The sequence below is a fragment of the Eubacterium maltosivorans genome, assembly GCF_002441855.2.
Lineage (GTDB): Bacteria > Bacillota > Clostridia > Eubacteriales > Eubacteriaceae > Eubacterium > Eubacterium maltosivorans.
This window is the reverse complement of the sequence record NZ_CP029487.1, coordinates 392,158-414,940: the sequence shown is the minus strand read 5'-3', so window position 1 is coordinate 414,940 and position 22,783 is coordinate 392,158. Positions and strand designations below refer to the sequence as shown.

The following is a 22,783-nucleotide window of genomic DNA, read 5'->3' as shown; positions in this document are numbered from 1 at the left end:
TTAACGAATCCAATAACCAGTGATTTTCATATGCGTATTATAGGTTACCAGATGCTGAAGTTTACTCTTTTCATATTCTGCAACAATGGTTACGGTTGCCTGTCCATTTTCCCTTGTCACAATCTTTGTTTTCTCTATTTTTTTAAAAGCACCAAGCTTTTCTAAAATCGAATCTTGTCCCTGCTTTAACAGTTCTGGTGTCAAACCATCTTTTATCGAATCATCCGATTGACTGGTAATGGCTTCGAAATTTTGATGGTTCCAGTCATCGACCACCTGCTCTGCTTTTTGTTTCAAAAGCTCCTTGTCAAATGCCGGATCCAGTTCCTTGAGATTTTCATTTTCTGAACACCCTGAAAGCATGACTACTAATGCTAAAAATAAGAAAACAAGTAGAGTGCTTTTTCTTTTCATTATAAAAAAGCTCCTTCCGGATCAAATCTCGGTTTTATTTTTACCATCCAAGCCATTAAGATAACAGCTGCTAAAAATACAACCGCCTCTGTCCAGTATACTGACACCCCAAAAGCGCCTGGCAGGATAACGATCGCCGCATCTATCATTGTGTGAATAACCAATGCGAAGATTAAATAGCGAAGCTGTTCTGATCGGACAGCATAAAAAACCAGTATAGAAAGTCCGATTTGTACGATTATCGCTAAAATCCTCTCGAACAGAGTTATATAGATCGTCGCATAATTGAGCTGCACGGCAATAAGCGCAGCCATATAGGAACTTCCGCTCAATACAACGAAAAGATTGGCGATATTATTCACACCGATGAGCAGCATAGCCTCTATTCCCCCATGCCCCAGCCCATAGGCAATGCCGTCTGCATAGCGCCGATTCTTTTTCAGCCAAAACCGAACGGCGATATAACGCCCCAATTCCTCTGTAATGGCAGCTGTTCCGCCCATAAAAAGGCCGTAAAGCCAGGGATTGCGGCTCATTGCTATAAACCATGCAGTCTGAGGCAGCACCAGCTGTATGACCGGCAGACGGATCACCATCTGAAAAACAAAGAAAACCAGCATACCAATAAAGAATGGTTTTGCGACATGCTTCTTCTTGACACTCAGGTAAATAAATCCTCCGATGGGAATGGCGAAGCATAAAAAAATCAATACAATCAAGCTAGCAATAATCCCTGGATCAACCATCATTTTTCACCTCCGTTTGAACTGGAATGAACAGGCTTACCTTAAAGGTATTACCGCCTGTCTCGATACGCAGATGCCCATTGTACTTTTCCAGAGCGCGCTTCACGTTTTCAAGGCCATAGCCCTGATGGCCTTTTTTACTCGATTTCAGCCGAGTTCCATTTAAAAGTGCGCTGGCTTTCATGCTGTTCTCGACAGAAATCACAATGAAATCCCGTACATGATCGGCTCTCAGCCTTGTCCATGGCGCATTGCATTCACAGGCTGCCTCGATGGCGTTATCCAACAGATTGGCAAAAATCGTTGTGATATCCATCTCTTTCATAAACGACAGGTCGATCTGGTTTAAGGCGCAGTCCACCAGGACCCCCGACATTTTGCCGCGCTCTGCTTTGTCGTTGATCACAATATTCAGAACACGATTATCTGTATAGTAATCCTGGCTGAAGCTGTTTAAGAGCTGCCTTAAATCTTCGCCATATCGTTTGCCCTTTTCCGCTTCACCGGTCTGGTACAGCCGCTCCATGGCTTGGAGATGATTTTTCATATCATGAACTGTTTTTCTGGAATCCTCTAATTTTGTCTCCATCTCCTGGTAGTAACGATACTGAAGATCGGACGCCTGGTCGTAAAGAGCTAATTTTCCCCTTATTTCAACATTTTCAGATACTTTGCTCAATAAAGAAAAAAGGTAAAGATTTAAAATAAAAATTAAAATAACATCACATATAATGAGCAAATACATTATATCCTCAAAAGCATAGGCTGAGACAAAAAGCATTAAATAAATGTTTAAAATGCTGAATATTGGAATAAGTACAAAATTAAAAATACGAACGCCCTTTGTCACATCGACGATATCCTTTTTCACATGTCTTACAAATAATTGATAAGCAACAAAAAGGACTGTTAAATTTAATAAAATAAGCAATCCATTTTGCCAGGGATTGCCACGCATAATTAAATTTAAAAAAGTGATCGTATAAAATAAAACATAGTAAAGCAAGCATTCCAGAAGCGCTATCACCACCGAGAATAGAAGAACATAATAAAAAACCATTTTGGACCGTTTTCGATACAAAAATATAGCGAGCAGGCTGTTGCAGATTACTAATGCGATCGCTTTGTAAGTAGGGTAGCTCATACAGCTTACAATAACCAGTATGAACTCCTCAAGGAAAAAAAGTATCGCTGCCAGTATCCTTTTTCTCTCAAAGGTACCAATAAACCGCCGCATAAAATCATAGGTCATAAAAACTGAAAACAGATTAAAAATAACGGTAAAGCCTCCATAAATCAGCAGACTCGTTCCACTCATTTTCCCCTCCTATCCGATCAAATGCTCCAGATAAACATTAAGCTGTTCCCTGAACGCTGCGGATTTCTTTTGTGACAGCGGTACCACGTCGCTGTTCGTCATCTGGATATCATAGCCCTTGATGGCTTTGACGTGAAAAAGATTCACGCAGAAGCTCTTGTGAGGCTGGCTGAAATCATAGGGCTTCATCAATTCGGCAACCTCACCCATCTTTTGCCGCAGATAAAAAACGCCTCTTTGGGTACACATGTGTATTCTGCGGTTTATGTACTCGAAATAAAAAATATCTTTCACATCAAAACGCAGAATCCCTTCCTCTGTCTTAAATTCAAGAAATACAGGCTGCTCTGTTTCTCGCTTGTATGCCTCCACCTCCTGTAAAGCCGCCTCAATATCACTTTTATGAACTGGCTTTTCAAGATAGCCAAAGGCATGCACACCCATAGCATATTTCTGATAATCGGGCAGATGGGTTACGTAAACAATGTATATCTGCTTATCCCATTTGCGAATTCTGCGGCCAGTCTCGATTCCATCCATGTCATCCATGTCAATGTCCAAAAACACAAGGTCAAAGTGGCCCCGCTTCTGAAGAAAAGCCTCGCCGCAATCAAAACACTCCACGGCCTCCACACTGGGATACTTCCTTAAAAATCCGCAGATTGTCTCCCGCATTTCTTTTTCATCGTCACAAATGGCTACCCTTAGCATGATGCATTTTTCTCCCTTCGATGTAATTTCATTATAAGTCCTTTTGCCCGCAAAAGCAATAACGAGTGCCCAACAGACAGATTTTTAGTCCAAAAGACAGCAAAGGCAGGCCAAAGCCTGCCATCTATTGCTTAAAATAATCGGATAGAGCGTTCATATCCACCACTGTAATCCGGCCTTTATCCTGCCGGATTAGCTTTTGTGTATTTAAGAGCTTTAATGCCCTTGAGATCGTTTCTCTCGGCGAGCCCATCAAATCGGCCAGATAGGTAATGCTGATATCCAGATCAATGGTGCGGCCATACGGGCTGTCCACGCCGTAATCATTGGCCAGTTTCCACAGCTTGGCGGCTACGCGTCTTTCCACCTTCAGTACGCCGGTCGTATTTTTCAGCTGCCTGTACAGTCGCCGCACCTTTCTGTTGGCTGCGTTCAGTACGATCTCTGTCAGTCCAAAATCCTTCTTCATCCACTCTCTGAGCTCTGCTTTTTCAATGCACAGAGCTTCCAGATTCTCAAAGGCTTCACAGCTCACAGAGGACGTAGTCTCAGGGTGGATATCCTCATTGATCAGTTCACCCGGGCCCAAAATAAAAGCGACTTTCTTCTGCCCGTTCTCTCCAATTTTATAAAGGGATGCCTTTCCCGATAAAATCACAAACACATAAGGGGTTGTCTCGCGGTCTCTGAAAAGGTGGTCGCCCTTTCGGTAGCAACGCACCTTTCCAGGCGTTGTCAGATATTCGAATGTATCACTGCATACGCCCTCAAAGGTTTTTACGATTATTTCATCCATCAGTCTTCTCCCCTCAACGGCTTTAAAATCACACGATAGGCCTGTTTTAAATCTTCATATTTAAGCCGGCAGTTGGCCGGGCTGGTGGATGGCAATAAAATAGAAGGCACGCCGGTTGTGGGGTAACAGTATTTTTTATAAAGCGCCGTCGCCTTTGCCCCGGTAGTAAAAACGGCTTTTATCGTTCCCCTGCCCAAAACCTCTGTGAAATCATTTGGAACAGGATTTTTGATGCTGCTGTCACTGGCTCCATCGATATTACAGGCGGCCAGCACATCCCAGAGAGCGATGTTATTTCCTTTTAAAAAGGCTTTCTTTTCCTCGTTAGTCTCTGGCTTGGGCTGATTTAAAATATCGGACAAAACCCGCCAGAATCGGTTTTGAGGATGTCCGTAATAAAAACCAAACTCTCTGGACTTAGGCGATGGGATAGTGCCTAAGATCAATATCCGCGCGTCTGGCGGACAAAAGGGTTCGATGGTATGAATTACTAAGTTATTCATTAAGGCTCACCTTGTTTCTTTAGCATACTGTTATTATACCAAACTTTTTATTCCAACGCTCAAAAAAAGAGCTGTTTAAAACAACTCTTTTTCATTCCTGTCAGGCTTCATGGCAGCACCGCTTCGACGCATGGCCTGCCTCCTGTATTTCTTCTCCACCTTTGTTCAGGTGGATGTATTTATTTTCCCTGAGCGTTTCAAGAAATCGAATCAGCCGTTCATAGAGCGGCTCGGCCTTTTGCCCGAAGCGTTCTTTCATTAGGCAGGCCAGTGCCAGCACATCTCTCTTGCCGTCTATCTGCTCCCAGACATAGCTGCCGTAGGCATCCAGCTGGATAGAGCTGACCTTCGGCATACCAAAAAACCACTGCGCCATCTGGTTGATCCATCCGGTATTTGGCACACGGATGGTTATAAGGCCGCGTTTGTTTTTAGTATAGGTATATACGGTGTTGTGTGATGGAACATAGTCCAGATAATTTTCTTTTTTATGTGAATATCTGTGTTTTATTTCAAACACCTCCAATCCATTTTTTATTGTGATGCTTTCTTATCCTTATTCCAGATTGAGAACTTAAAGACAGATAAAATCAGGAGGATAAAAAAGGCGATGGAGCCCATGCTCCCCAGCGAGAAGCGGTCAGAAATGTTCAGGACATCGCCAAAATAGCCGGCGCCGAATGGGATCACTGCAAAGACCGCCAGCAAAATTCCCACAAGACCTTCCCCGGCAATCATGCCCGAGGTGTAGAGCAGGCCTTTATTTAAAAATTCCTTTCGCTGATTCTCGGTCACCTTTCTCTTTTTTTCAAAGAAAAGACGCACCAGGCCGCCCACCATAATGGCTGTGTTTAAATGTACCGGCAGGTACAGCCCAACAGCAAAAGGCAGAACAGGAATCCCAAGAATTTCAACCACCACTGCGATGCCCGCGCCGATAAAGACAAGGGTCCAGGGGAGGTTTCCATCCATAACGCCTTCCACGACCATTTTCATCAAAACGGCCTGTGGCGCGGGAAGCTCGGCAGAACCGTAGCCCCAGGCTGCGTTGAGCAGGTAAAGAATCCCGCCGATGGCCAGCGCGGAAATGATCACACCCAGCAGCTCACCGATCTGCTGTTTCTGAGGGGTCGATCCCACAATATAGCCAGTTTTTAAATCCTGCGAGGTATCGCCGGAAATCGCTGCGATAATGGCAATGATCGAGCCTACTGCAATGGCGCCAGTCATCCCTGGCTGCCCGGTCATCCCAATGGCTTTAAAGATAACTGTAGCGATAAGCAGTGTGGCAATGGTCATCCCCGAAACCGGATTGTTGCTGCTGCCAACCAGACCAACGATCCGTGAAGCAACCGTTGCAAAGAAAAAGCCAAAAACCGTAATGATTAGCGCGCCAAAAATATCAACCGGGATAGCGGGCACCAGCCAGATTACTAAAATGATCACTAAAACCATAGCTGCGACCAGCTTCATATTTAAATCCCGATCTGTTCGGATCTGCATCTCCGGACCGCTGTTTCCAGAATAGCTTTTCATGGCCTGCTTAAAAGTGCTGACGATGAGAGGCAGGGATTTCACCAGGCTGATGATTCCTCCCGCTGCCACCGCACCAGCACCGATATAACGGACATAATTGCTCCAGATACCAAAGGAGTCCAGTGTCGAAATTGGCACAGTCCCTGGGAAGATCACCGCGTCACCGGCGAACATACTGATAAGGGGCATGATGACCAGCCAGCTTAAAACGCCGCCTGAAAACATATAAGACGCGATCTTCGGGCCGCAGATATAACCGACGCCCAAAAGCGCGGGCAGCACGTCACAGCCAAAGGCCGCTCCCTTATACCCTTTGATCTCCCACGATACTTCTGAGGGAAACAGCTTCAGGCCATCTGTGATAAATTTATAGACGCCCGCGATGCCAAGACCCGCAAAGACAATGGAGGCTTTAGAGCCTCCCTCCTCACCGGCCAGTAATACCTCGGCGCAGGCGGTGCCTTCGGGGTATGGCAGAACGCCATGCTCTTTGACAATCAAAGCCCTGCGCAGCGGAATCATAAACAATATCCCCAGAAAGCCACCGCAGACAGCGATAAGGGCAATCTCAACCAGAGAGGGACTGGCGATTCCCCATTCCTGGCTCCACATAAACAAAGCGGGCAGCGTAAAGATAGCGCCCGAAGCCACTGATTCGCCAGCCGACCCAATGGTCTGCACAATGTTATTTTCCAGGATAGAATCTTTTTTGAGAATGAGGCGGATAACCCCCATGGAGATAACCGCCGCGGGAATAGACGCCGAGATGGTCAGGCCAACGCGCAGACCCAGGTATGCATTGGCAGCTCCAAAAACCACTGCCAGTATCAAGCCGAGGATAATGGAAGTAGCTGTAAACTCCGGCATAACCCGGTCCGCAGGAATAAAGGGCTTAAATGCTGATTCATCCTTCATTACATGCCTCTTTTCGATACACCAAGAGCCGCAAGCGCACCAGCAATGATCTGAAGGTTCACCATCATATCCTTTACACTCCAGTATTCATCCACCTGATGGCACATATCTGGTTCACCAGGGAACAGTACTCCAAAGGCCACAGCGTTGTTAAAGGCCCGGGCGTAGGTACCGCCTCCGATAGCCATGGGCTCTGTCCTGTCACCGGTAATGTCGCGGTACACTCCCAGTAATGTCTGTACCAGCGGGCTGTCCTTTTTAACATAGAGCGGCGGAACTATCTGCATTGCATCTACCTCATAACCGACAGGATCCACAGACTGGCGAATTCGCTCGATAATATCATCAACATCCGCAGTTACCGGATAACGGATATCGCACTCCAGCCTTGAGCCCTGCTCATCGACCCTGCCAATGGCAGGATTAATCGTCAGCTCACCGGAAACCTCGTCTGAAATAGCAATATTGAATCCCTCCACATTTGCTCTGTCCAGAAGCGTTAAAAACGGATGATCGATTCCGGTCTCTTTAAGCTCATGCCCCAGCTTTAACAGCGCGTTAACACCATTTTGCGGTTCCATGGCGTGGGCAGGCTTGCCCTTTGCCGTAAACCTTCGCCCTTCTGCCTCGGCCTCCGCAAAGTCAGGTACTATATTGATCTGTTTTCCGGCCTTCAGCGTCAAATCCTCACCTGCAACATCAGTCTTGTTGTGAATCTGAACCTTGAGAATACCCTTTTCGGCAAAGATAACCGGATAGGACGCGTCCGGCGAAAAGGCATAGTCTGGTATGATCTCGGTTTCTTTATAACGATCCATACAGCGCCAGGTTCCGCTTTCCTCATCACCGCCGATAATCAGACGGATACGCTTGTTTATCGGCACACCGCTGTCCTTCAGAGCTTTCATGGCATACAGCGCCACAATGGCCGGGCCCTTGTCATCATTGGCGCCTCTGCCATAAACCTTTCCATCAATCACTGTCCCGTCAAAGGGATCAACGCTCCAGCCTTCGCCAACGGGTACGGTGTCAATATGCACAAGCACGCCGACCATTTCCTCACCCTCTCCCATGTCAACCATACCGCAGCACCCGTCCAGGTTTTGGGTTTCAAAGCCAAAACGCTTTCCAATGGCCAGCATATAATCAATGGCGTCATTAATATTTTTGCCGAGCGGTGTCATTTCATCTATGACACCGGCATCCCCATTCGTGCTTGCGATGCTTAACAAACCTCTGAGATCACGCAGCATTTGTTCCTGATCCACCTTAAAATTCATCGTGAATACTCCTTTCCGCCTGTCATTTTCATCATACTTTTAAAAAAATCCTTAAACTAAATAAAACACCGTTTTGATATACCCAAAAACGGTGTTTGAAAAACATGTTGATGACAGAAGTGCCATATTTCCATTATATATTTTCTTTAATTGCCGCTATTCTGCCAGCGCATTGCTCAATGGCCCGCTCGTCAATAGATGCAAGGGGATGTCCGCTGCCCTGTGACTGGCGGGCCACAGTCGCCGCAATCATACGGTCCGAGCCCGTTAACCGCGCAAGGTCCATCTCACCGCCAAAGTTAAAGCAGCCCAGGGTACGCTTCCTCAGCTTTTCAGAAATATTATCTTTATAATATTTTTCCTTGTTCTCTGGAAAAGCGCAGTTAATAAAATATATCACCTTTTTCTGTTCCAGAGTACCTTCATACTTTTTGAGAGCCTTCCGCACCGGACGCGTATACATTCCCATACGGATAGAGCCGCCGATAACGATAAGATCATAGGCGTTAAAATCAGGCGTCTTTTTCTTAAGATCCGCCAAATCTGCTTCTCCTACCTGCCTTAACAGCAGCCGGGCACATTTCTCAGACGTTCCGTTTTTGCTGTGATATGCGATCAGTATTTTCATCTAAAGCTCCTCTATCCATATTTAAAAGCATTGCCGCATCTGGCTGTACCTTTCTAAGAAGCCGGTCGTCCAGCAGGCTCAAGCCTTTGGTCACCAGCGTAACCAGACCGATCAAAGCCGGCGCCACAAGGAGCCAGTACCAGGGATAAGGTATCTGGTCGATCACCGGGACACCATGTGCTCCCAGCATCAGAAGATAATTTTCGTTTAAAGCATGTGACATGATAAAGGCGATAACCGCGATGATGCTAAGTCCAATTATCGGCTTCCAGGCCTTTCGTACTTCTGGCCTGTAATCTGCCGCAAAGGGCATGGTCAGCGCGATTAAAACCATGAGGCCGTGAGACACCATGCTCTGCACAGCCATGGTGTGAATTCCACCATAATCATAGAAAACCCACAATGGGTAGATGAGTACCATGAGTCCGCCCATCACAGCTAGGACATCAATGTAAGGGTAAGCCTTTTCCCACTTAAACAACACGATCAACGGCAGGGCGATACATACCTGGTTACACCAGTCAAAACGAATATTTCTGAGGTCAAAGCCAAAATAGTAGGTTCTCCAGCTGATTCTGAAAATCTCCAGGGCCAGCATGACAGCTGCCAGAACCCGGATCAGCTTCTGGCTGAAGCCCCGGTCATGTTTTTTAGTCTGTATGACCATAACGACCACAATAAAAATCATCAATAATGATGAAAGGATAAGGTGCTCCGGTGAAAAAATACGATTGTGCGGCTCAACGTTTTGTGGAGCAAAGTAATGTTCGTAAAAATAATCCATGCTGCTTCCTTCTCTATTACATAATGTGCACAGTATAACATACCCCAAAAATAAATTCATTAAAATTTAAAAAAGCATGCGACAGAAAAGCCCCCGGCACCTTGGCACCGAAGGCTTTTCTGGTTAAGATCTCCTACTCAATCCCATATGTATGGGCAAGCACATCAGCCATGCTCTTCTTACGGCAGCTCTCACAAAGGGAATTGGTCTCCACACCTGCCCTTTCTCCCGCAAAGCGAAGCTCAGCTTCTGTACTTATAATTCTACCACAAGATTCACATTTTGCCAATGCAAAATTTTTTCCCCAAATCGTCCTTGTTTCGCCATCTTCGGACCATTCAATTGCACCTGTCGGACAGACCTGAGCACAGCTTGTGCAGCCTATGCAATCATTCGAAGGATTTTCGTAGGGTGTCGCAACTTTTTTAGTGACACCACGGTTAATGGTTGAGATCGCGCCAGTACCAAGGGCCCCACAGGCTTTGACGCAAAGCCCGCATAAAATACACTTTTCACCGTCTACAGGTTTCAGCCTTGATGTCTCAAAGACACCGTACTTATCACACATCGCCTGTATTTCCAAGCTGGCAGGCGCCCTTGTTTTCAGCAGCATCAAGATAACGGAGCGCTCCTCTTTTATCTTTTCGCTGTCTGTGAAAACCTCACAGGGGCGTTCCAATGGGTAAACGCAGGAGACAACAACCTTGCTTCTTCCATTCTCCACGACCTCAACAATACAGACCCTGCAGCACCCCTGCTCCGCGAGACCAGGGTGATGGCACAGCGTTGGAATGTCAAATCCATTACGTTTCGCAACTTCTAACAGAAATTCTCCCTTTTCGCAGGTACATTCTTTACCATTGATCTTGATTTCCATTACGCTTCACCCCTTTTCACAGTAACGACCGCATCAAAATTACAGGCCTCTCGGCAACTTCCGCACGCAATACACTTAACCGGATCAATATGATGCGGCTTTTTGACCTCGCCGCTCACTGCTCCGGCAGGGCATGCTTTGGAGCAGCGCATACAGCCCCAGCACGCTTCCTCATCGATCACAAAAGCGGTCAGTTTCGGACAGACTCCGGCAGGACATCGTTTTTCCTTGATATGCGCTTCATATTCGTTCCGGAAATATTTTATGGTGGTCAGGACTGGATTCGCGGCACTTTTTCCAAGACTGCACAGAGATGCATCCTGCATGGTATGGCAGATTTTTTCCATCAGCTCAATATCGCCTTCCTGGCCCCTGCCCTCACAGATATCGGTCAGTATGGTCAGAAGATGGCGCAGTCCTTCACGGCACGGTGTACATTTACCGCAGGATTCGTCACACAGGAATTCAATATAATATCGGGCAACCTCAACCATACAGCTCCGGTCATCCATGACAATCACACCGCCAGACCCCATCATGGCGCCATAGCTGGTGAGGGTATCAAAATCCATGGGCAGATCTAAAAGCTCAGCAGGAATACAGCCGCCCGATGGACCGCCGGTCTGCACAGCCTTAAAGGGACGGTCTCCCGGGATTCCCCCGCCAATGTCATAGATCAAATGCCTCAGGGTACTCCCCATTGGTATTTCAACCAGACCGGTACGCTTGACCTTGCCGACCAGGGCAAAGACCTTTGTACCGCTACTCTTTTCTGTTCCTAATTCCTTAAATTTCGCGCCGCTATCCTGGATAATTCTCGGAATATTCGCCAGGGTTTCAACATTATTCAAAACGGTTGGCCTGTTCCACAGCCCTCTCTGGACAGAGCGGATATACTTTGCTCTCGGCTCACCTACCCGGCCCTCTACCGACGCCATCAGCGCAGTGGATTCGCCGCAGACAAAAGCGCCGCCGCCCCGAACAATCTGAATATCAAAGGCTTTGCCTGTTCCCATAACAGAATCTCCCAAGAATCCCTTTTCTCTTGCCTGCTGCAGTGCAATTTTGCAGTTTTCTACTGCCAGACCGTACTCATCACGGATATACATATAGCCTTCCTGCGCATCAATAGCACAGGCACAGATAATCATCCCTTCAATAACAGAGTGCGGGTCGCCCTCCAGTATTGACCGGTCCATAAAAGCTCCAGGATCACCCTCATCACCATTACATGCTACATATTTTACATCCGATTCATACTTTAACGCTTGACGCCATTTTGTTCCAGTGGGGAACCCTGCACCACCGCGGCCCCGGATACCTGAATCTTCTACCTTCCCAATGATCCTGTCCGCATCCATGGATAAGGCTTTTTTTAAAGCACTATATCCTCCTCTGGCGATATAATCGTCGATATTGGTCGGGTCAATCTCCCCTATGTTATGCAGCACCCACTTTTTCTGTGGCGCGTAGAATGGATTTTCATGCTGCGAGCGCACGCGTTTTCCATCATTTCCTTTATATAAAAGCTTCTCAATAATCTTTCCGCCAAGTACTGTATCCTTTATGATGCTGTCCGCGTCTTCTGGTTTAACCTTATAATAAGAGATATCGGCCGGCTCAATTTTAACGATCGGGCCGTTTTCACAAAAGCCATTGCAGCCAGTGGATTTGATCAGAGGCGACACCTCAATATCGGATTTATGCTTTCTGGCAGCTTTTTGAAGCGCCTCTAAAACCAGCAGGCTCCCATTGGCCCGGCAACCGGTACCGCAGCAGACTAAAACGTTTTGCTTCATGCTTCTGCGCCTCCTTCCGAAAGCTCCCGATACTGGTTTAATATCTCAGGCAGCTTTTCAAGCGTTACCTTTCCGTAATATACGCCGTCGATCACCATCACGGGCGCCAGCGCACAGGAGCCGAGACAGTTCACGGTTTCCAGCGAGAAAAGCCCATCTCCCGAGGTTTCACCTGGACTGATGTCCAGCTCACGTTTAATGCCAGTGATCAGGTTGACAGATCCTCGAATATGACACGCAGTTCCGTCACAGAGCTTAATGATATGCTTTCCTTTTGGCTTCAAGCTCAATGCCCTGTAAAAAGTCGCCATTGAATATAATGATGATAACGGACAATCCAAATATTCGGCCAAGGCCTTCATTCCCTGCTCTGGAATATAGTTAAAATGATGCTGCATATCCTGCATCATTGCCAGAGAATGGCGCTGGTCCCTGGGATATGCTGATAAAATTTTGTCGATTGATTCTTTTGTTATTTCCTGCATGGGCTCACTCCCCTTCCTCATCCTCCCGCAACAACGGGAAAAATTGCCACAGTACTGTTTTCGTTCAGAGGTGTCTTAAGCCCCTGCAAATGCTCGATATGGCGACCATCGACCATCAGAATAATCTCTGCTCCGGGCGCCTCCCCATCTGGACTTAAAACATGATTTCTGAAAGCATCGCCATAGGTTTCAGAGAGGGTATGTAAAAGCGTGTACATATCCTTATAGACCGGTACATCTGCCTGACGGCAACCTGTATAATTCCGGATGGTAGCGAAAAATTTTACTTTCATTTTAATCTCCTCTTTGCGTTATGATGCATGAAAGGAGACAGGGCTGCGCCCCATCTCCAGTATCTGTCGTTTAAAGTCCAAGCTCCTGAACTTTTTCTTCGGTTGGCACTCCTTCTGTGCTCCAGCCGCGTACTTCATAGTATTCTTTCAACATAATATCAAGCTCCGCCACCTTACCCTTTGCTGGGCCATCGGGAAGGGCTTCACGCAGAAGTCTTGGAGGAAGTGTATCCTTCTCTACACCTGCAGCAATATTAAACTGCTTTTCAATGTTCCAGATGCGCTCTCCCTTTAACAGGAATTCCTCATCTGTTTCATCTGAGCCTACTGCCTCACGGTACTGCGCTGCAATCTCAGGTAAGCCGATGCCAAAGGTTGTGAAGAGACAGATACCGCTGGAATCCACTGCTGCGGTGAGATCCTGGAAAGTCTTCAGAAGCGGCGCCTTTCCTTCCGTTACAAGCGGATCCGTCTTTAACGGAATCCCTAAAACTTCAGGTGAAGTCAGGTAACCGCGCACATGGCAGCCTCCGCGGTTTGATGTAGCGTATTCAAGGGCCATCCCCTGAACAGCGCGCCCATCATAGGCTGGCATTTCCTGCTTTTTAACAGACATGGACAATTCTGGCGCACCATGTTTTTCCGCCAGACGGTATGAGCCTTGGGCAAGCTCAACACCAAATCCTTCCATTTTTCCTGTGAGCTCTGTCAGTTCAACCATGGCCTGTGCGTCGCCAAAGGGCAGCGGACGGCCAATTTCTTTCTCACTCAGAAGCCCCTTTTCGTAAAGTTCCATGGCGCAGGCAATGGTAGAACCAAGTGTGATCGGATCCATACCATACTGGTTGCAAAGGAAATTGGCTTTACAGATAGCGGCCAGATCATTGACGCCACAGTCTGCACCGTAGGACCAGCCCGCCTCGTATTCAGGGCCTTCACCCATAGATTTAAAAGGCCCATCCGGTATTCTGGTAACGCGGCCGCAGCCAATTGAGCAGCCAAAGCAGCCTTTGTTTTTAACCAGATAAGAATCGACCAGCGCTTCACCAGAGGTATCATCAGCTTTATCATATACGCCCCCGTCACGCCAGTTGCGAAGCGGCAGACCACCGACTTCATTGATCATGTTGACCAGAACTTCTGTACCGTAGGTGGGCAGGCCGCCCCCGGTAACCGGGTGTTCCTTAAGCTTGGTACGGGCATCGGTTAATGCTTCCATAAAGCCTTCAGGCCGTGCAACAGTTACCCCGCCGCTTCCGCGAACCACCACAGCCTTCAGTTTTTTACTGCCCATTACAGCGCCCATGCCGCCACGGCCCGCTGCCCGGTGCTTGTCATTCATAATAGCAGAGTACAGGCACCCCTGTTCACCGGTTGGCCCGATACAGGCCACCCGCGCGCCTTCTCCGCAGGCTTCCTCCAGTGCTTCTGTCGTTTCATAAACGTCCTTACCCCAGAGATCTGAGGCATCTCTGAGCTCTACTATGTCGTCATTGATATACAGGTAAACTGGTCGGTCGCTCTGGTTTTCAAAGATAATCCCGTCATAGCCTGCAAATTTTAACTCTGGGCCAAAATGCCCGCCTGAATTTGAAGCGCCGATGGTTCCTGTCAGAGGCGCTTTCGCCACCACCTCATACCGGCCACTGCAGGAAGCAGCCGTACCGGTTAACGGCCCTGTCATAAAAATCATTTTATTATCCGGACCAAGCGGGTCCACCTGTGGGTCTACCTCGTCACAAAAGTATTTTGTGCCCAGGCCCCTTGCGCCGATAAAATCATGGGCGGCCTGCATATTAAGCGGTTCCTTCTTGATGGTCCCTGCTGCAAGATCAACGCGAATTAATTGTCCCATCCATCCGTTCATCGTTATCCCTCCAATCCATAAACGTCTTTCAACTGATCCGCGATGGCCTTTTTACGTTCCATCTCAACCGCTTCGCCATAGACAATGGCGCCAGAGGGACAAAACTTGGCACATTTTGGATCACCGTCACACAGATCGCATTTAAACACTTTTCTCTTAACTGGATTAAAGCTGATGTTGCCGAGCGGGCAGGCATTCATACACATTTTACACACGATACATTTTGCTTCATCCATAACAAACGCACCGTTTTCATTCCTTGAGATCGCGCCCACCGGACACACCTTCATGCAAGCTGGTTCCTCACATTGCATACACATCACAGGAATGGTTACGGCTGCTTTTTCATAATCCATCACTGTTACGTTTGACAGTTTTGGATTAAATTCCTGATAGTGCCCAAAGGAACAGACCAGTTCGCAGGTTCTGCAGCTTATGCACTTTTCAGGTTTGATCATGAGTTGTTTGCTCATACGCTTCCGGATACCGCTGACGCGGTATCCTTACACCTCCTTTGTGGTAAGTTTACAAAATGAGAATCGCTTTGTGTCCTGGAATTCAGGAAAACACAAAGCCCGCAGAAACAGCTTATACACAGTACAAGCTGTTTCTACGGGCTCCTTTGCAAAGATGGCAGACAACAGGGTTGCCCCTGTTACCCATTGGCTGTAAAGGCCCCGGAGGGGTCTATTCAGCTTCAGAGCAATTCTATTGTTATAATTATCATAGCACATTTTTCAATCCTTGTAAACGTTCTTTGAAAACTCTAAAGATTTATTGAATTTTTATTTGACAAATATTCTTGTCAATGCTAAACTATTTTTGACAAGAATATTTGTCAAGATGACAAAAATCATATACAAAGGAGGCCTGAGCATGCCCCTCGAAAACCGATTAAAAGAGTTCCGGGCCCGGGATAAAATCAATCAGTCAGAGCTTGGTAAGCTGGCCGGTGTATCAAGGCAGACCATCAGCTTAATTGAACGCGGAGATTACTCTCCTTCCGTAACGCTGGCGCTTAAAATCGCAAGAATTTTCAACGCAACCGTTGAGGATATCTTTACCTATTCTGAAGAGGAGGAATCAGAATGAATACTCACACAAACAATCTGAAGAATTACAGAATCAAACAAAAGCTTACGCACGCACAGCTTGGCGAGCTGGCTGGTATATCAAGACAAACCATTGTTTTGATCGAGGAAAACCATTATTCTCCCTCTGTCCGGCTTGCCGCAAAATTTGCGAATATTTTCAATACGACCATTGATTCCCTTTTTACTCATACTCTCGAGGAGGAAAACTGACATGAAAGCAAAAGAAGGCAAACACATTTACCTTAAATTTTTTACCCTGATCATCATATGCGGCTTTTTAGGCGGACTGGTTGGCTTTTTGCTGAACTTTCCAGGCTTTAACGTCGTCGATACCGTAGTGCTGCTGCAAAACAAGATTCTGACCTATGGCATTTATATTTCTTCTGCCGGTTCTGCTCTTTTAATGCTCATCACTGTGTTGTTTTACCTTTCAGCAAGAAATACCTACAGGCTGCTGGAAACCAACGATTCGGACGTGCTCTATGAAAAAGCTGATCGCCTCTGTGACACAGGGATAATTTTTGCCAACATCACGCTGATCTTTACCTTTGCCTTTTACGGCATTAATGTCAGCGGCAGCGGCATGCACGATGACAGCTCTGTTTCCATCTTATGGGTACTTGCAGCTTTTTTACTCCCAATTATTTTCTGCCTTATCCTTCAGATCCTTTTTGTGAATCTGACCAAAAAAATAAATCCGGAAAAGCAGGGAAACCCGCTGGATTTAAACTTCCAAAAAGTCTGGATGAAAAGCAGTGATGAAGCAGAAAAATTCATTCTTTACAAGGCCGCCTATAAAACCTTTCAGATTATGCAGATGGCCTTTCTTGCTGTCATGATGCTGCTCATGTTTGCGGCTCTGACTACTCCCATTGGCGCTTTTCCCTTTATTATTATTGGTATTTTATGGGGACTGCAGAGCACACTGTGCTGTATCTTTTCTATGAAGCTTCAAAAAAACAGTAAATTGGACCGTGATGACTGCTAAAACAAACAGGAGGTGCGCCGAAACGGCGTAAACCAACCTTATCAGCTAAAAATAGCTAGTGTTAAGTAATGTTATGTAATCCGCATAAAATCAGGCTTTCAGCCGATTTTGAGATGAAAACGGCTTGAACACTAGCTTTTACTTTTTGCTAATTTTGTTATAATTCTGTGAGTCACGATTATTAAAAAAACAACCCACAACCGTTTAAAAATTAAATAGCCGATTTTATAGAATCTTGAATATATTAAAGTTAATTCAAAATTGTATAAAGTTGGCTTTTGTAAAGGCATATCCCTTTACAAACTGCACCGATTTGCTTATAAAATTGAACGCGTTCAGTTTTCGGAAACAGTTTAGAATTAGTTTGGAAAAAATTCCTAGAAATTTCTAGCACATTTTACCCCCGGCCCACACGAAAAGTGTGGGCTTTTTTTGTTGCTTATAAAAATATATTAGTATAATTAATGTACTCTAGATTGCATTTGCTTATATTAGATAGGCGCAACCATTTATATTATATGTATATTTATTTAATATTATTAATACAACCTTTCTTTTGTTGGTGCTTTTATTTTCTTAATAAAGGGTACCTTGTATATAGCCTACGCTTAACTATTATCTAATTAATTTAGATTAATATTGTTTTTGATTATATATTGTTAGAACATGTTGGAAAGGTGTTAGGACATATTATTAAGAATGGCTTAGTTATGCGGGTTTAAGGTATGTATGTTATACGCCAATATGGCGTATATATAAGCAATGAGATATAAAGTTATTATATTTAATATTATTATATTTAATATTATTATAATTATATATTATATTATTAATAATGATATGATTATATAATAAGCCTTAGCACTAGAACTAAGGTATCCAAGGCTAGGGCAAGGCCTTAGGCCGGAGGGCAAGGCGATAACCTTAAGGCATACCTAGGCAAAAACAAAACAGATTTGTGTTAAATTATTTATCAATAAAATTTTGGTTTTATTGGCCTGTAAAATGGCTTAAATAGGCGGTTTGAGCGCCAACAAACAAAACGAAAAGTCTAGGAAACTCTAGATATTTTTGACAGGAATGTTAGAAAAGTACCTACTAATTATAGTTAGTGGGTAACTGTTAGCTGGTACGAAAATAAAAAAAGCTACCCTATCTTTTGCTTTGGATAAGGTAGCTTATTAGATATTGTTGGGGATTTACTTTCACTTCCCCCTTTTTAAAAATTATGTTTTATGCAAACCTACTTTTTTTCTGCTAAAAAAAATATTCCTTTAAGGGTCTCAAAAATAAAACCCTAGAAAAAACTAGCGTTTTCTATCAAAAAATTTGGAATTTTTACAAAATGGCGCTTTTATTTGTGCATAATTGTACTTATTCTTTATTATCTGCTTTGAAACAATTAACTAGACTGTAAACAACCTCTTTTTGGGTTTGTTTGAGATTACCTATATTAATCATCTCATCGCTGGTAGTGCCTGCTATAAAATCTAGGCTAACATTAAAAAGCCTAGCCATTTCTATTAAATATACTAGGGAGGGTATAGAAATACAACTTTCCCACTGGTGCACAGACGCTTTACTTATACCTAATTCGCGCGCTAGCTGGACTTGACTCATGTTGTTAGATTCTCTAAGCGTTCTTATTCTTTCTCCTAAAACAACCTTTTCTTTCATGGCTTCACCCCTTTTTAAAGTGTAGCTTACCCTAAAGGTTATATCCTTATTTTAAAGTAAGTTTAACTTACTTAAGAAAAGAAATACTATACTATTCAAAATAAATATGCTAAAATGTCTTTATTATATGTAGAAAGGACTTAAGAAATGAATGAACAACAAAAAAAGGCACGTAGAACGCAGATAATTGCCATTATTTCAATAGTGGTAATAATAGTAGGTTTCTTTGGATTTTATGGGATTAGCACATATATTGACCATGTAAAATATGAAGCTACCTACCAAAATGCCATAGAATCGACTAAAAAATATAAAGAGCAAGAAAAAGTAATGGAGGAATATGAAAAGGAATATGCGGAAATAGATAAATACCGCGATAGAGTTAATGAATTATTAGATAAGGTAGAAAAAGGCGAACCACTTACCCGCGCAGAGCAAAAAGAAGTTGAAGAAATTAATAAAAAGATTGATGATTTTAAAAAAAAGTATGAAAATATAGAAATGTGGTAATAAAATGAAAAAGAAAATTATAGTATTATTAATAACGGTATTTATTGTTTTTATGCTATGTGGGTGTAACAATAATAATCTAAATAAAGCGGAAGAGCTCTTTAATAATGGAAATTACCAAGAATGTATTGAATATATAGAAGATAAAAAATTGACAAATGACGAAGCCCTTAAACTTGGAAAAAAAGCGGTGATTTGCAATGAACTAGAAAGAAGAACTAATATCGATAGTATCGACAATGAGGTTATTAGAATATGCGCTTCTCTATACACCCCAGAGGATAGTTTGGGAATTAACAGTAAGCTTGTAGAATATCGAAATAAAATAATTATAAAAGCTGCACAAAAAAGACTTATGGCAAAAAAACCCCAGTATAAAAATATTAACGATTTTTATAATGAAACAAAACAGCTTTCAGAAAGATTAGAAAAAATATACACCCCTATCTCTCCTGAAATGGAAAAACAAGGGATTATAAATAATGAATTAATATGTTGTTCTCTTAAATTAGGAGAAGAAAAAATACGTATTTATACCCCTACCGTTAAGAAAATAGATGATTTTTTATCCTATGAGCCATTCGATGAAAGTAATTGGATTGCGGAACAAGAAAAATATTTATAAACCCAAGCCGCCAAGCGCGGCTATTTTTACAACCAAAACTAACGCTTTAAGCGCAAAAAAACAATAGGAGGTTACCATGACCACATTAGAAAGGCTTAAGGTAGAGCTTAACCAAAAGCCCTACTACGATGATGAGATTTTTAAAATGTATTTAGAAGAAAATAACCTTACACCAGACGGCGAGTATAACAAGGAAACTATGCAAAGGGGTTTGTATGGCGCTGTTTTGGACGTATTGCAATCACTAGCCAACGACATTGACCTTTTCCGCAAAACCGAAACCGAGTTTGTCTCGACTGGTGAAGCCTATAAATACCTACAGCGCCGCTTAGACGATGTAAAAAACAGGATTTCGGCCATTCCAGACGCGGGTGAAAGCCGTTCAGACTGGTGCTTTCCGTTTGTGGGGTAAGCGCCATGTATAATATATTAGAAAGCAAATTTGCAGAAACCCTAGCCAAAGAGGGCCGCGAGGTTAACATAGGCGATAAAACAATAACAGGCTTTTTCCGGCGCGTAGCAGATGGCAAAAACGAGAGCGGATATACCTTGTTTTATACCGCACAGTCTAACAACGTGCCGCAAGGGGCGATTCTATCTTTTGGCGCGGAAAATTACATGTGCGTCAACAAAGAGAATAACCCGCTAGAAACAACAGTTTATAATAAATATATGCTAGAAAGGTGTAATTATACCGTCAAATGGAATCTATCTTGTAGTATCCTAGAAACACCCGCCATAGTTGATACTGGCGCGCAGACCTTTAAAGGTAGCGGCGTTTTAATCGTAGACGGGCCTATTATGCTAACAATAGAAGACACCCCAGAAGCCCGGAAAATCGAACCAAACCAGCGCTTTTTAATCGGTGGCGGCAATCCGTTTAAAGTCGTGGCACGTATCTTTATGAATGGGAAATGTTACATAACCGGGAACGCGGATACTTTAGACCCAAAAGACGACCTAGAGAACGAAATCGCGAACGGCCTAGATTGTAACCCGCCTACCCCGCCGGAGCCAAGCGAGATAACATATACTGTTAACCCCCAAGATATAACAGAAATCGCCATTGGTGAAGAACAAATTTACACCTTTAAAAAGTGGGGCGATTCTGTAGAGTTGCCTAGCGCGTGGGATTTTAGCGCAAGCGGCCCGGCGGAAAAATATTATAAACTAACAAAGTTAAACCCCAACCAAGTAAAAATAGAGTGTTTAAATAGCACCAATACCCCACTTAAGTTAGTTGCAACTTGTGATGATGGACACCAGCTAACTATTACAATATGGCTAACCGCGTGGTAATGTCGTAAAACATAGTATCTAAAAACCCTAGCGAAATCTAGGGTTTTTGAATTTTATAAAAAAAAGGAAATAATGATAGGAACACGCGCCAAATGTTACGGAAACATACATATTAAAAATACTAGAAAATAGTATAGTTTTCTACTCCCTTTAAAAAAAGGAGATAATGAAGAAGACACGCGCTAAGAATGTCGCAGAGTTTCAATTTTAAAAACCCTAGTAAAAACTAGCATTTTTTGATAGTGCTAAAAAAAAGGAGACTATAGTAGAGAAAGTGCGCTAGCATGTGAAGTTTTAGAGATTTTTAAAAACCTTAGTAAAAATTAGCATTTTTTGATGGTGTTAATAAAAAGGAGAATATGATAGAGACAGCGCGCTAGTATTGTCGATATTTAGAAACTTTTAAAAACCCTAGTTGTTACTAGCATTTTTTGGTAGTGCTAAAAAAAAGGAGATAATGAAAATAACACGCGCAAAACGTGTAACGGTTTAGGCATTTTTAAAAAGCCTAGTCTTTTCTATCTTTTTCTCACGCTAGCAAAAAAAAGGAGATTATGAAGAGACAGCGCGCCAAAAAATAGCGAAAGCTTCAAAGTTAAAAACCATAATATTTTCTAGGTTTTTCTACACTTACACAAAAAAAGGAGATAATAGAAGAGTATTATTTTTTTTATTTCTATTTACCATAAATTGGCTTAATCAAGCCGTTTAAACAATTCCTATTTATAAGAAAGGGGGCTTTATATGTGGTTACAACTAACGCCAAATATAGCTCGAAAAGGCCGTATTTATAAGGTTACCATTGGTACTAAAACTTATAAAACCTGTGCCACATGTGGCGCTTTTTTTGAGGCTAAATGCAACGCCGCAAAATATTGTCCTCATTGCAGGAAAGGATATAACCGCCAATAGGCGTTTATATAAATGGGTTACTTGTAAAGTAACCTAATCTTTGTTCAGGTAATGCCGCTTCTTGACGGGGAAAGCGGCATTACTATTATTTTCTCCTAAGTCTAGGCTGGCCGCTTGCCTTTTTAATAATAAAAAGCGGCTTTTTTGATGGCAAAAGCACCAAAACTATAATTTAGGGTTGGTGCTTTAATACATATAAGGGAGGTTTTTAAATGGAAACCCAGAACCAAGAAACAAATGTACAGGAAACAAACCAAGAACAGCCGGAACAGTTAACACTAACGAAAGATGAGTTTAACAAGGCTATCCAATCCGCCGCCGACAAGGTTCGCACCGAAAAAACCAAGGAAATTAAGGCGCTCGAAGATAAACTTTTAGAACTCCAACCGCAAGAGTTGACCCCGGAACAGGCGCGAATTGCAGAATTAGAAGCTGAGCTAAGCGCCAAAGAAAGGCAAGCGGCTTTAACAAACAAGGGCATTAGCGAGGATTTAATACCATTTCTTAGAGATGGCATAAACCCGGACGAACTTACAAACGTTTTAGACCAGCTTGTTAATAGCCGCATGGCGGCTAACGGTTATGTTCCCCAAGGCCACGCCGCCAATGAGGGCCTTAACGCGGAACAGTTTAAGGCCTTAAACTATCAAGACCGCGCAAGCCTGTATGAACGTAACCCCAACGCTTATAAAATGTTAAGCAAAAATTTTAAATAAAAAAAAGGAG

Annotated in this window: 26 protein-coding genes; 8 read left to right on the top strand and 18 right to left on the bottom strand. The window is 43.8% G+C overall.

Going from position 1 to position 22,783, the window contains the following annotated elements; all coding sequences use genetic code 11:
• The 17 genes from CPZ25_RS02090 to CPZ25_RS02010 form a co-directional block, all read right to left on the bottom strand.
• On the bottom strand, positions 1-414 hold the full coding sequence (locus tag CPZ25_RS02090; protein ID WP_096919523.1) for a DUF3887 domain-containing protein: 414 nt from the start codon (positions 412-414) through the stop codon (positions 1-3).
• Complete coding sequence (locus tag CPZ25_RS02085; RefSeq protein ID WP_096919522.1) at positions 414-1,163, bottom strand: YhfC family intramembrane metalloprotease; 750 nt, start codon at positions 1,161-1,163, stop codon at positions 414-416. Before CPZ25_RS02085 ends, CPZ25_RS02090 begins: the two co-directional genes overlap by 1 nt.
• Entirely contained in the window at positions 1,153-2,478 is a 1,326-nt protein-coding gene (locus CPZ25_RS02080; RefSeq protein WP_096919521.1) for a sensor histidine kinase, read from the bottom strand. The genes CPZ25_RS02085 and CPZ25_RS02080 overlap by 11 nt, the downstream gene beginning before the upstream one ends.
• Before the next feature lie 9 nt (positions 2,479-2,487).
• Positions 2,488-3,189, bottom strand: coding sequence for a LytR/AlgR family response regulator transcription factor (locus CPZ25_RS02075; RefSeq protein WP_096919520.1), 702 nt, complete (start codon positions 3,187-3,189; stop codon positions 2,488-2,490).
• A 124-nt stretch (positions 3,190-3,313) separates the two neighbouring features.
• Positions 3,314-3,985 carry a Crp/Fnr family transcriptional regulator gene (locus CPZ25_RS02070; RefSeq protein ID WP_082669304.1) on the bottom strand — a complete coding sequence of 224 codons (672 nt, stop codon included), beginning with the start codon at positions 3,983-3,985 and terminating at the stop codon, positions 3,314-3,316.
• Entirely contained in the window at positions 3,985-4,488 is a 504-nt protein-coding gene (locus CPZ25_RS02065; protein WP_096919519.1) for a DNA-deoxyinosine glycosylase, read from the bottom strand. Before CPZ25_RS02065 ends, CPZ25_RS02070 begins: the two co-directional genes overlap by 1 nt.
• Positions 4,489-4,588: 100 nt before the next feature.
• The gene (locus CPZ25_RS02060) at positions 4,589-5,008 is read right to left on the bottom strand and encodes a PqqD family protein (protein WP_243129334.1); all 420 of its coding nucleotides are present in this window, start codon (positions 5,006-5,008) and stop codon (positions 4,589-4,591) included.
• A 14-nt stretch (positions 5,009-5,022) separates the two neighbouring features.
• Positions 5,023-6,939: an OPT family oligopeptide transporter gene (locus CPZ25_RS02055; protein ID WP_058694856.1), complete on the bottom strand. Its 1,917-nt coding sequence runs from the start codon at positions 6,937-6,939 to the stop codon at positions 5,023-5,025.
• The gene (locus tag CPZ25_RS02050; protein ID WP_096919517.1) at positions 6,939-8,219 is read right to left on the bottom strand and encodes a Sapep family Mn(2+)-dependent dipeptidase; all 1,281 of its coding nucleotides are present in this window, start codon (positions 8,217-8,219) and stop codon (positions 6,939-6,941) included. Before CPZ25_RS02050 ends, CPZ25_RS02055 begins: the two co-directional genes overlap by 1 nt.
• A gap of 133 nt (positions 8,220-8,352) precedes the next feature.
• A complete protein-coding gene (locus CPZ25_RS02045; RefSeq protein ID WP_096919516.1) occupies positions 8,353-8,847 on the bottom strand; it encodes a flavodoxin domain-containing protein in 495 nt (164 codons plus the stop codon).
• Positions 8,804-9,631, bottom strand: coding sequence for a YwaF family protein (locus CPZ25_RS02040; protein ID WP_243129333.1), 828 nt, complete (start codon positions 9,629-9,631; stop codon positions 8,804-8,806). The genes CPZ25_RS02045 and CPZ25_RS02040 overlap by 44 nt, the downstream gene beginning before the upstream one ends.
• A gap of 133 nt (positions 9,632-9,764) precedes the next feature.
• A complete protein-coding gene (locus tag CPZ25_RS02035; RefSeq protein WP_058694860.1) occupies positions 9,765-10,508 on the bottom strand; it encodes a 4Fe-4S dicluster domain-containing protein in 744 nt (247 codons plus the stop codon).
• Complete coding sequence (locus CPZ25_RS02030) at positions 10,508-12,307, bottom strand: NADH-quinone oxidoreductase subunit NuoF (protein ID WP_096919515.1); 1,800 nt, start codon at positions 12,305-12,307, stop codon at positions 10,508-10,510. The genes CPZ25_RS02035 and CPZ25_RS02030 overlap by 1 nt, the downstream gene beginning before the upstream one ends.
• A complete protein-coding gene (locus CPZ25_RS02025) occupies positions 12,304-12,792 on the bottom strand; it encodes an NADH-quinone oxidoreductase subunit NuoE family protein (protein WP_058694862.1) in 489 nt (162 codons plus the stop codon). The genes CPZ25_RS02030 and CPZ25_RS02025 overlap by 4 nt, the downstream gene beginning before the upstream one ends.
• A 17-nt stretch (positions 12,793-12,809) precedes the next feature.
• The gene (locus CPZ25_RS02020) at positions 12,810-13,085 is read right to left on the bottom strand and encodes a MoaD family protein (protein ID WP_096919514.1); all 276 of its coding nucleotides are present in this window, start codon (positions 13,083-13,085) and stop codon (positions 12,810-12,812) included.
• A 70-nt stretch (positions 13,086-13,155) separates the two neighbouring features.
• The gene (locus CPZ25_RS02015; RefSeq protein ID WP_058694864.1) at positions 13,156-14,952 is read right to left on the bottom strand and encodes an aldehyde ferredoxin oxidoreductase family protein; all 1,797 of its coding nucleotides are present in this window, start codon (positions 14,950-14,952) and stop codon (positions 13,156-13,158) included.
• A gap of 2 nt (positions 14,953-14,954) precedes the next feature.
• A complete protein-coding gene (locus CPZ25_RS02010) occupies positions 14,955-15,425 on the bottom strand; it encodes a 4Fe-4S dicluster domain-containing protein (protein ID WP_058694865.1) in 471 nt (156 codons plus the stop codon).
• A gap of 403 nt (positions 15,426-15,828) precedes the next feature.
• Here CPZ25_RS02010 and CPZ25_RS02005 point away from each other — a divergent pair, with 403 nt between their 5' ends.
• Genes CPZ25_RS02005 through CPZ25_RS01995 form a run of 3 tightly spaced genes read left to right on the top strand, consistent with a single transcriptional unit; the run spans position 15,829 to position 17,034 of the window.
• Positions 15,829-16,044 carry a helix-turn-helix transcriptional regulator gene (locus CPZ25_RS02005; protein WP_058694866.1) on the top strand — a complete coding sequence of 72 codons (216 nt, stop codon included), beginning with the start codon at positions 15,829-15,831 and terminating at the stop codon, positions 16,042-16,044.
• Positions 16,041-16,256 (top strand): helix-turn-helix transcriptional regulator, encoded by a 216-nt coding sequence (locus CPZ25_RS02000; RefSeq protein ID WP_096919513.1) that lies wholly within the window; start codon positions 16,041-16,043, stop codon positions 16,254-16,256. The genes CPZ25_RS02005 and CPZ25_RS02000 overlap by 4 nt, the downstream gene beginning before the upstream one ends.
• A gap of 1 nt (position 16,257) precedes the next feature.
• Complete coding sequence (locus CPZ25_RS01995; RefSeq protein WP_058694868.1) at positions 16,258-17,034, top strand: DUF3169 family protein; 777 nt, start codon at positions 16,258-16,260, stop codon at positions 17,032-17,034.
• A 1,374-nt stretch (positions 17,035-18,408) separates the two neighbouring features.
• Here the strand turns inward: CPZ25_RS01995 and CPZ25_RS01990 are convergent.
• On the bottom strand, positions 18,409-18,711 hold the full coding sequence (locus CPZ25_RS01990) for a helix-turn-helix domain-containing protein (RefSeq protein ID WP_096919512.1): 303 nt from the start codon (positions 18,709-18,711) through the stop codon (positions 18,409-18,411).
• Between the two features lie 147 nt (positions 18,712-18,858).
• Between CPZ25_RS01990 and CPZ25_RS01985 the strand changes: the two genes are divergently transcribed.
• From CPZ25_RS01985 to CPZ25_RS01965, 5 genes are all read left to right on the top strand, one after another.
• Positions 18,859-19,221 (top strand): hypothetical protein, encoded by a 363-nt coding sequence (locus CPZ25_RS01985; protein ID WP_096919511.1) that lies wholly within the window; start codon positions 18,859-18,861, stop codon positions 19,219-19,221.
• Positions 19,222-19,225: 4 nt separating this feature from the next.
• Complete coding sequence (locus tag CPZ25_RS01980; protein WP_096919510.1) at positions 19,226-19,846, top strand: hypothetical protein; 621 nt, start codon at positions 19,226-19,228, stop codon at positions 19,844-19,846.
• A gap of 76 nt (positions 19,847-19,922) precedes the next feature.
• Complete coding sequence (locus tag CPZ25_RS01975) at positions 19,923-20,258, top strand: hypothetical protein (RefSeq protein ID WP_096919509.1); 336 nt, start codon at positions 19,923-19,925, stop codon at positions 20,256-20,258.
• Positions 20,259-20,263: 5 nt separating this feature from the next.
• Complete coding sequence (locus CPZ25_RS01970) at positions 20,264-21,145, top strand: hypothetical protein (RefSeq protein WP_096919508.1); 882 nt, start codon at positions 20,264-20,266, stop codon at positions 21,143-21,145.
• A gap of 1,124 nt (positions 21,146-22,269) precedes the next feature.
• Complete coding sequence (locus CPZ25_RS01965) at positions 22,270-22,773, top strand: hypothetical protein (protein WP_096919507.1); 504 nt, start codon at positions 22,270-22,272, stop codon at positions 22,771-22,773.
• Positions 22,774-22,783 lie beyond the last annotated feature (10 nt).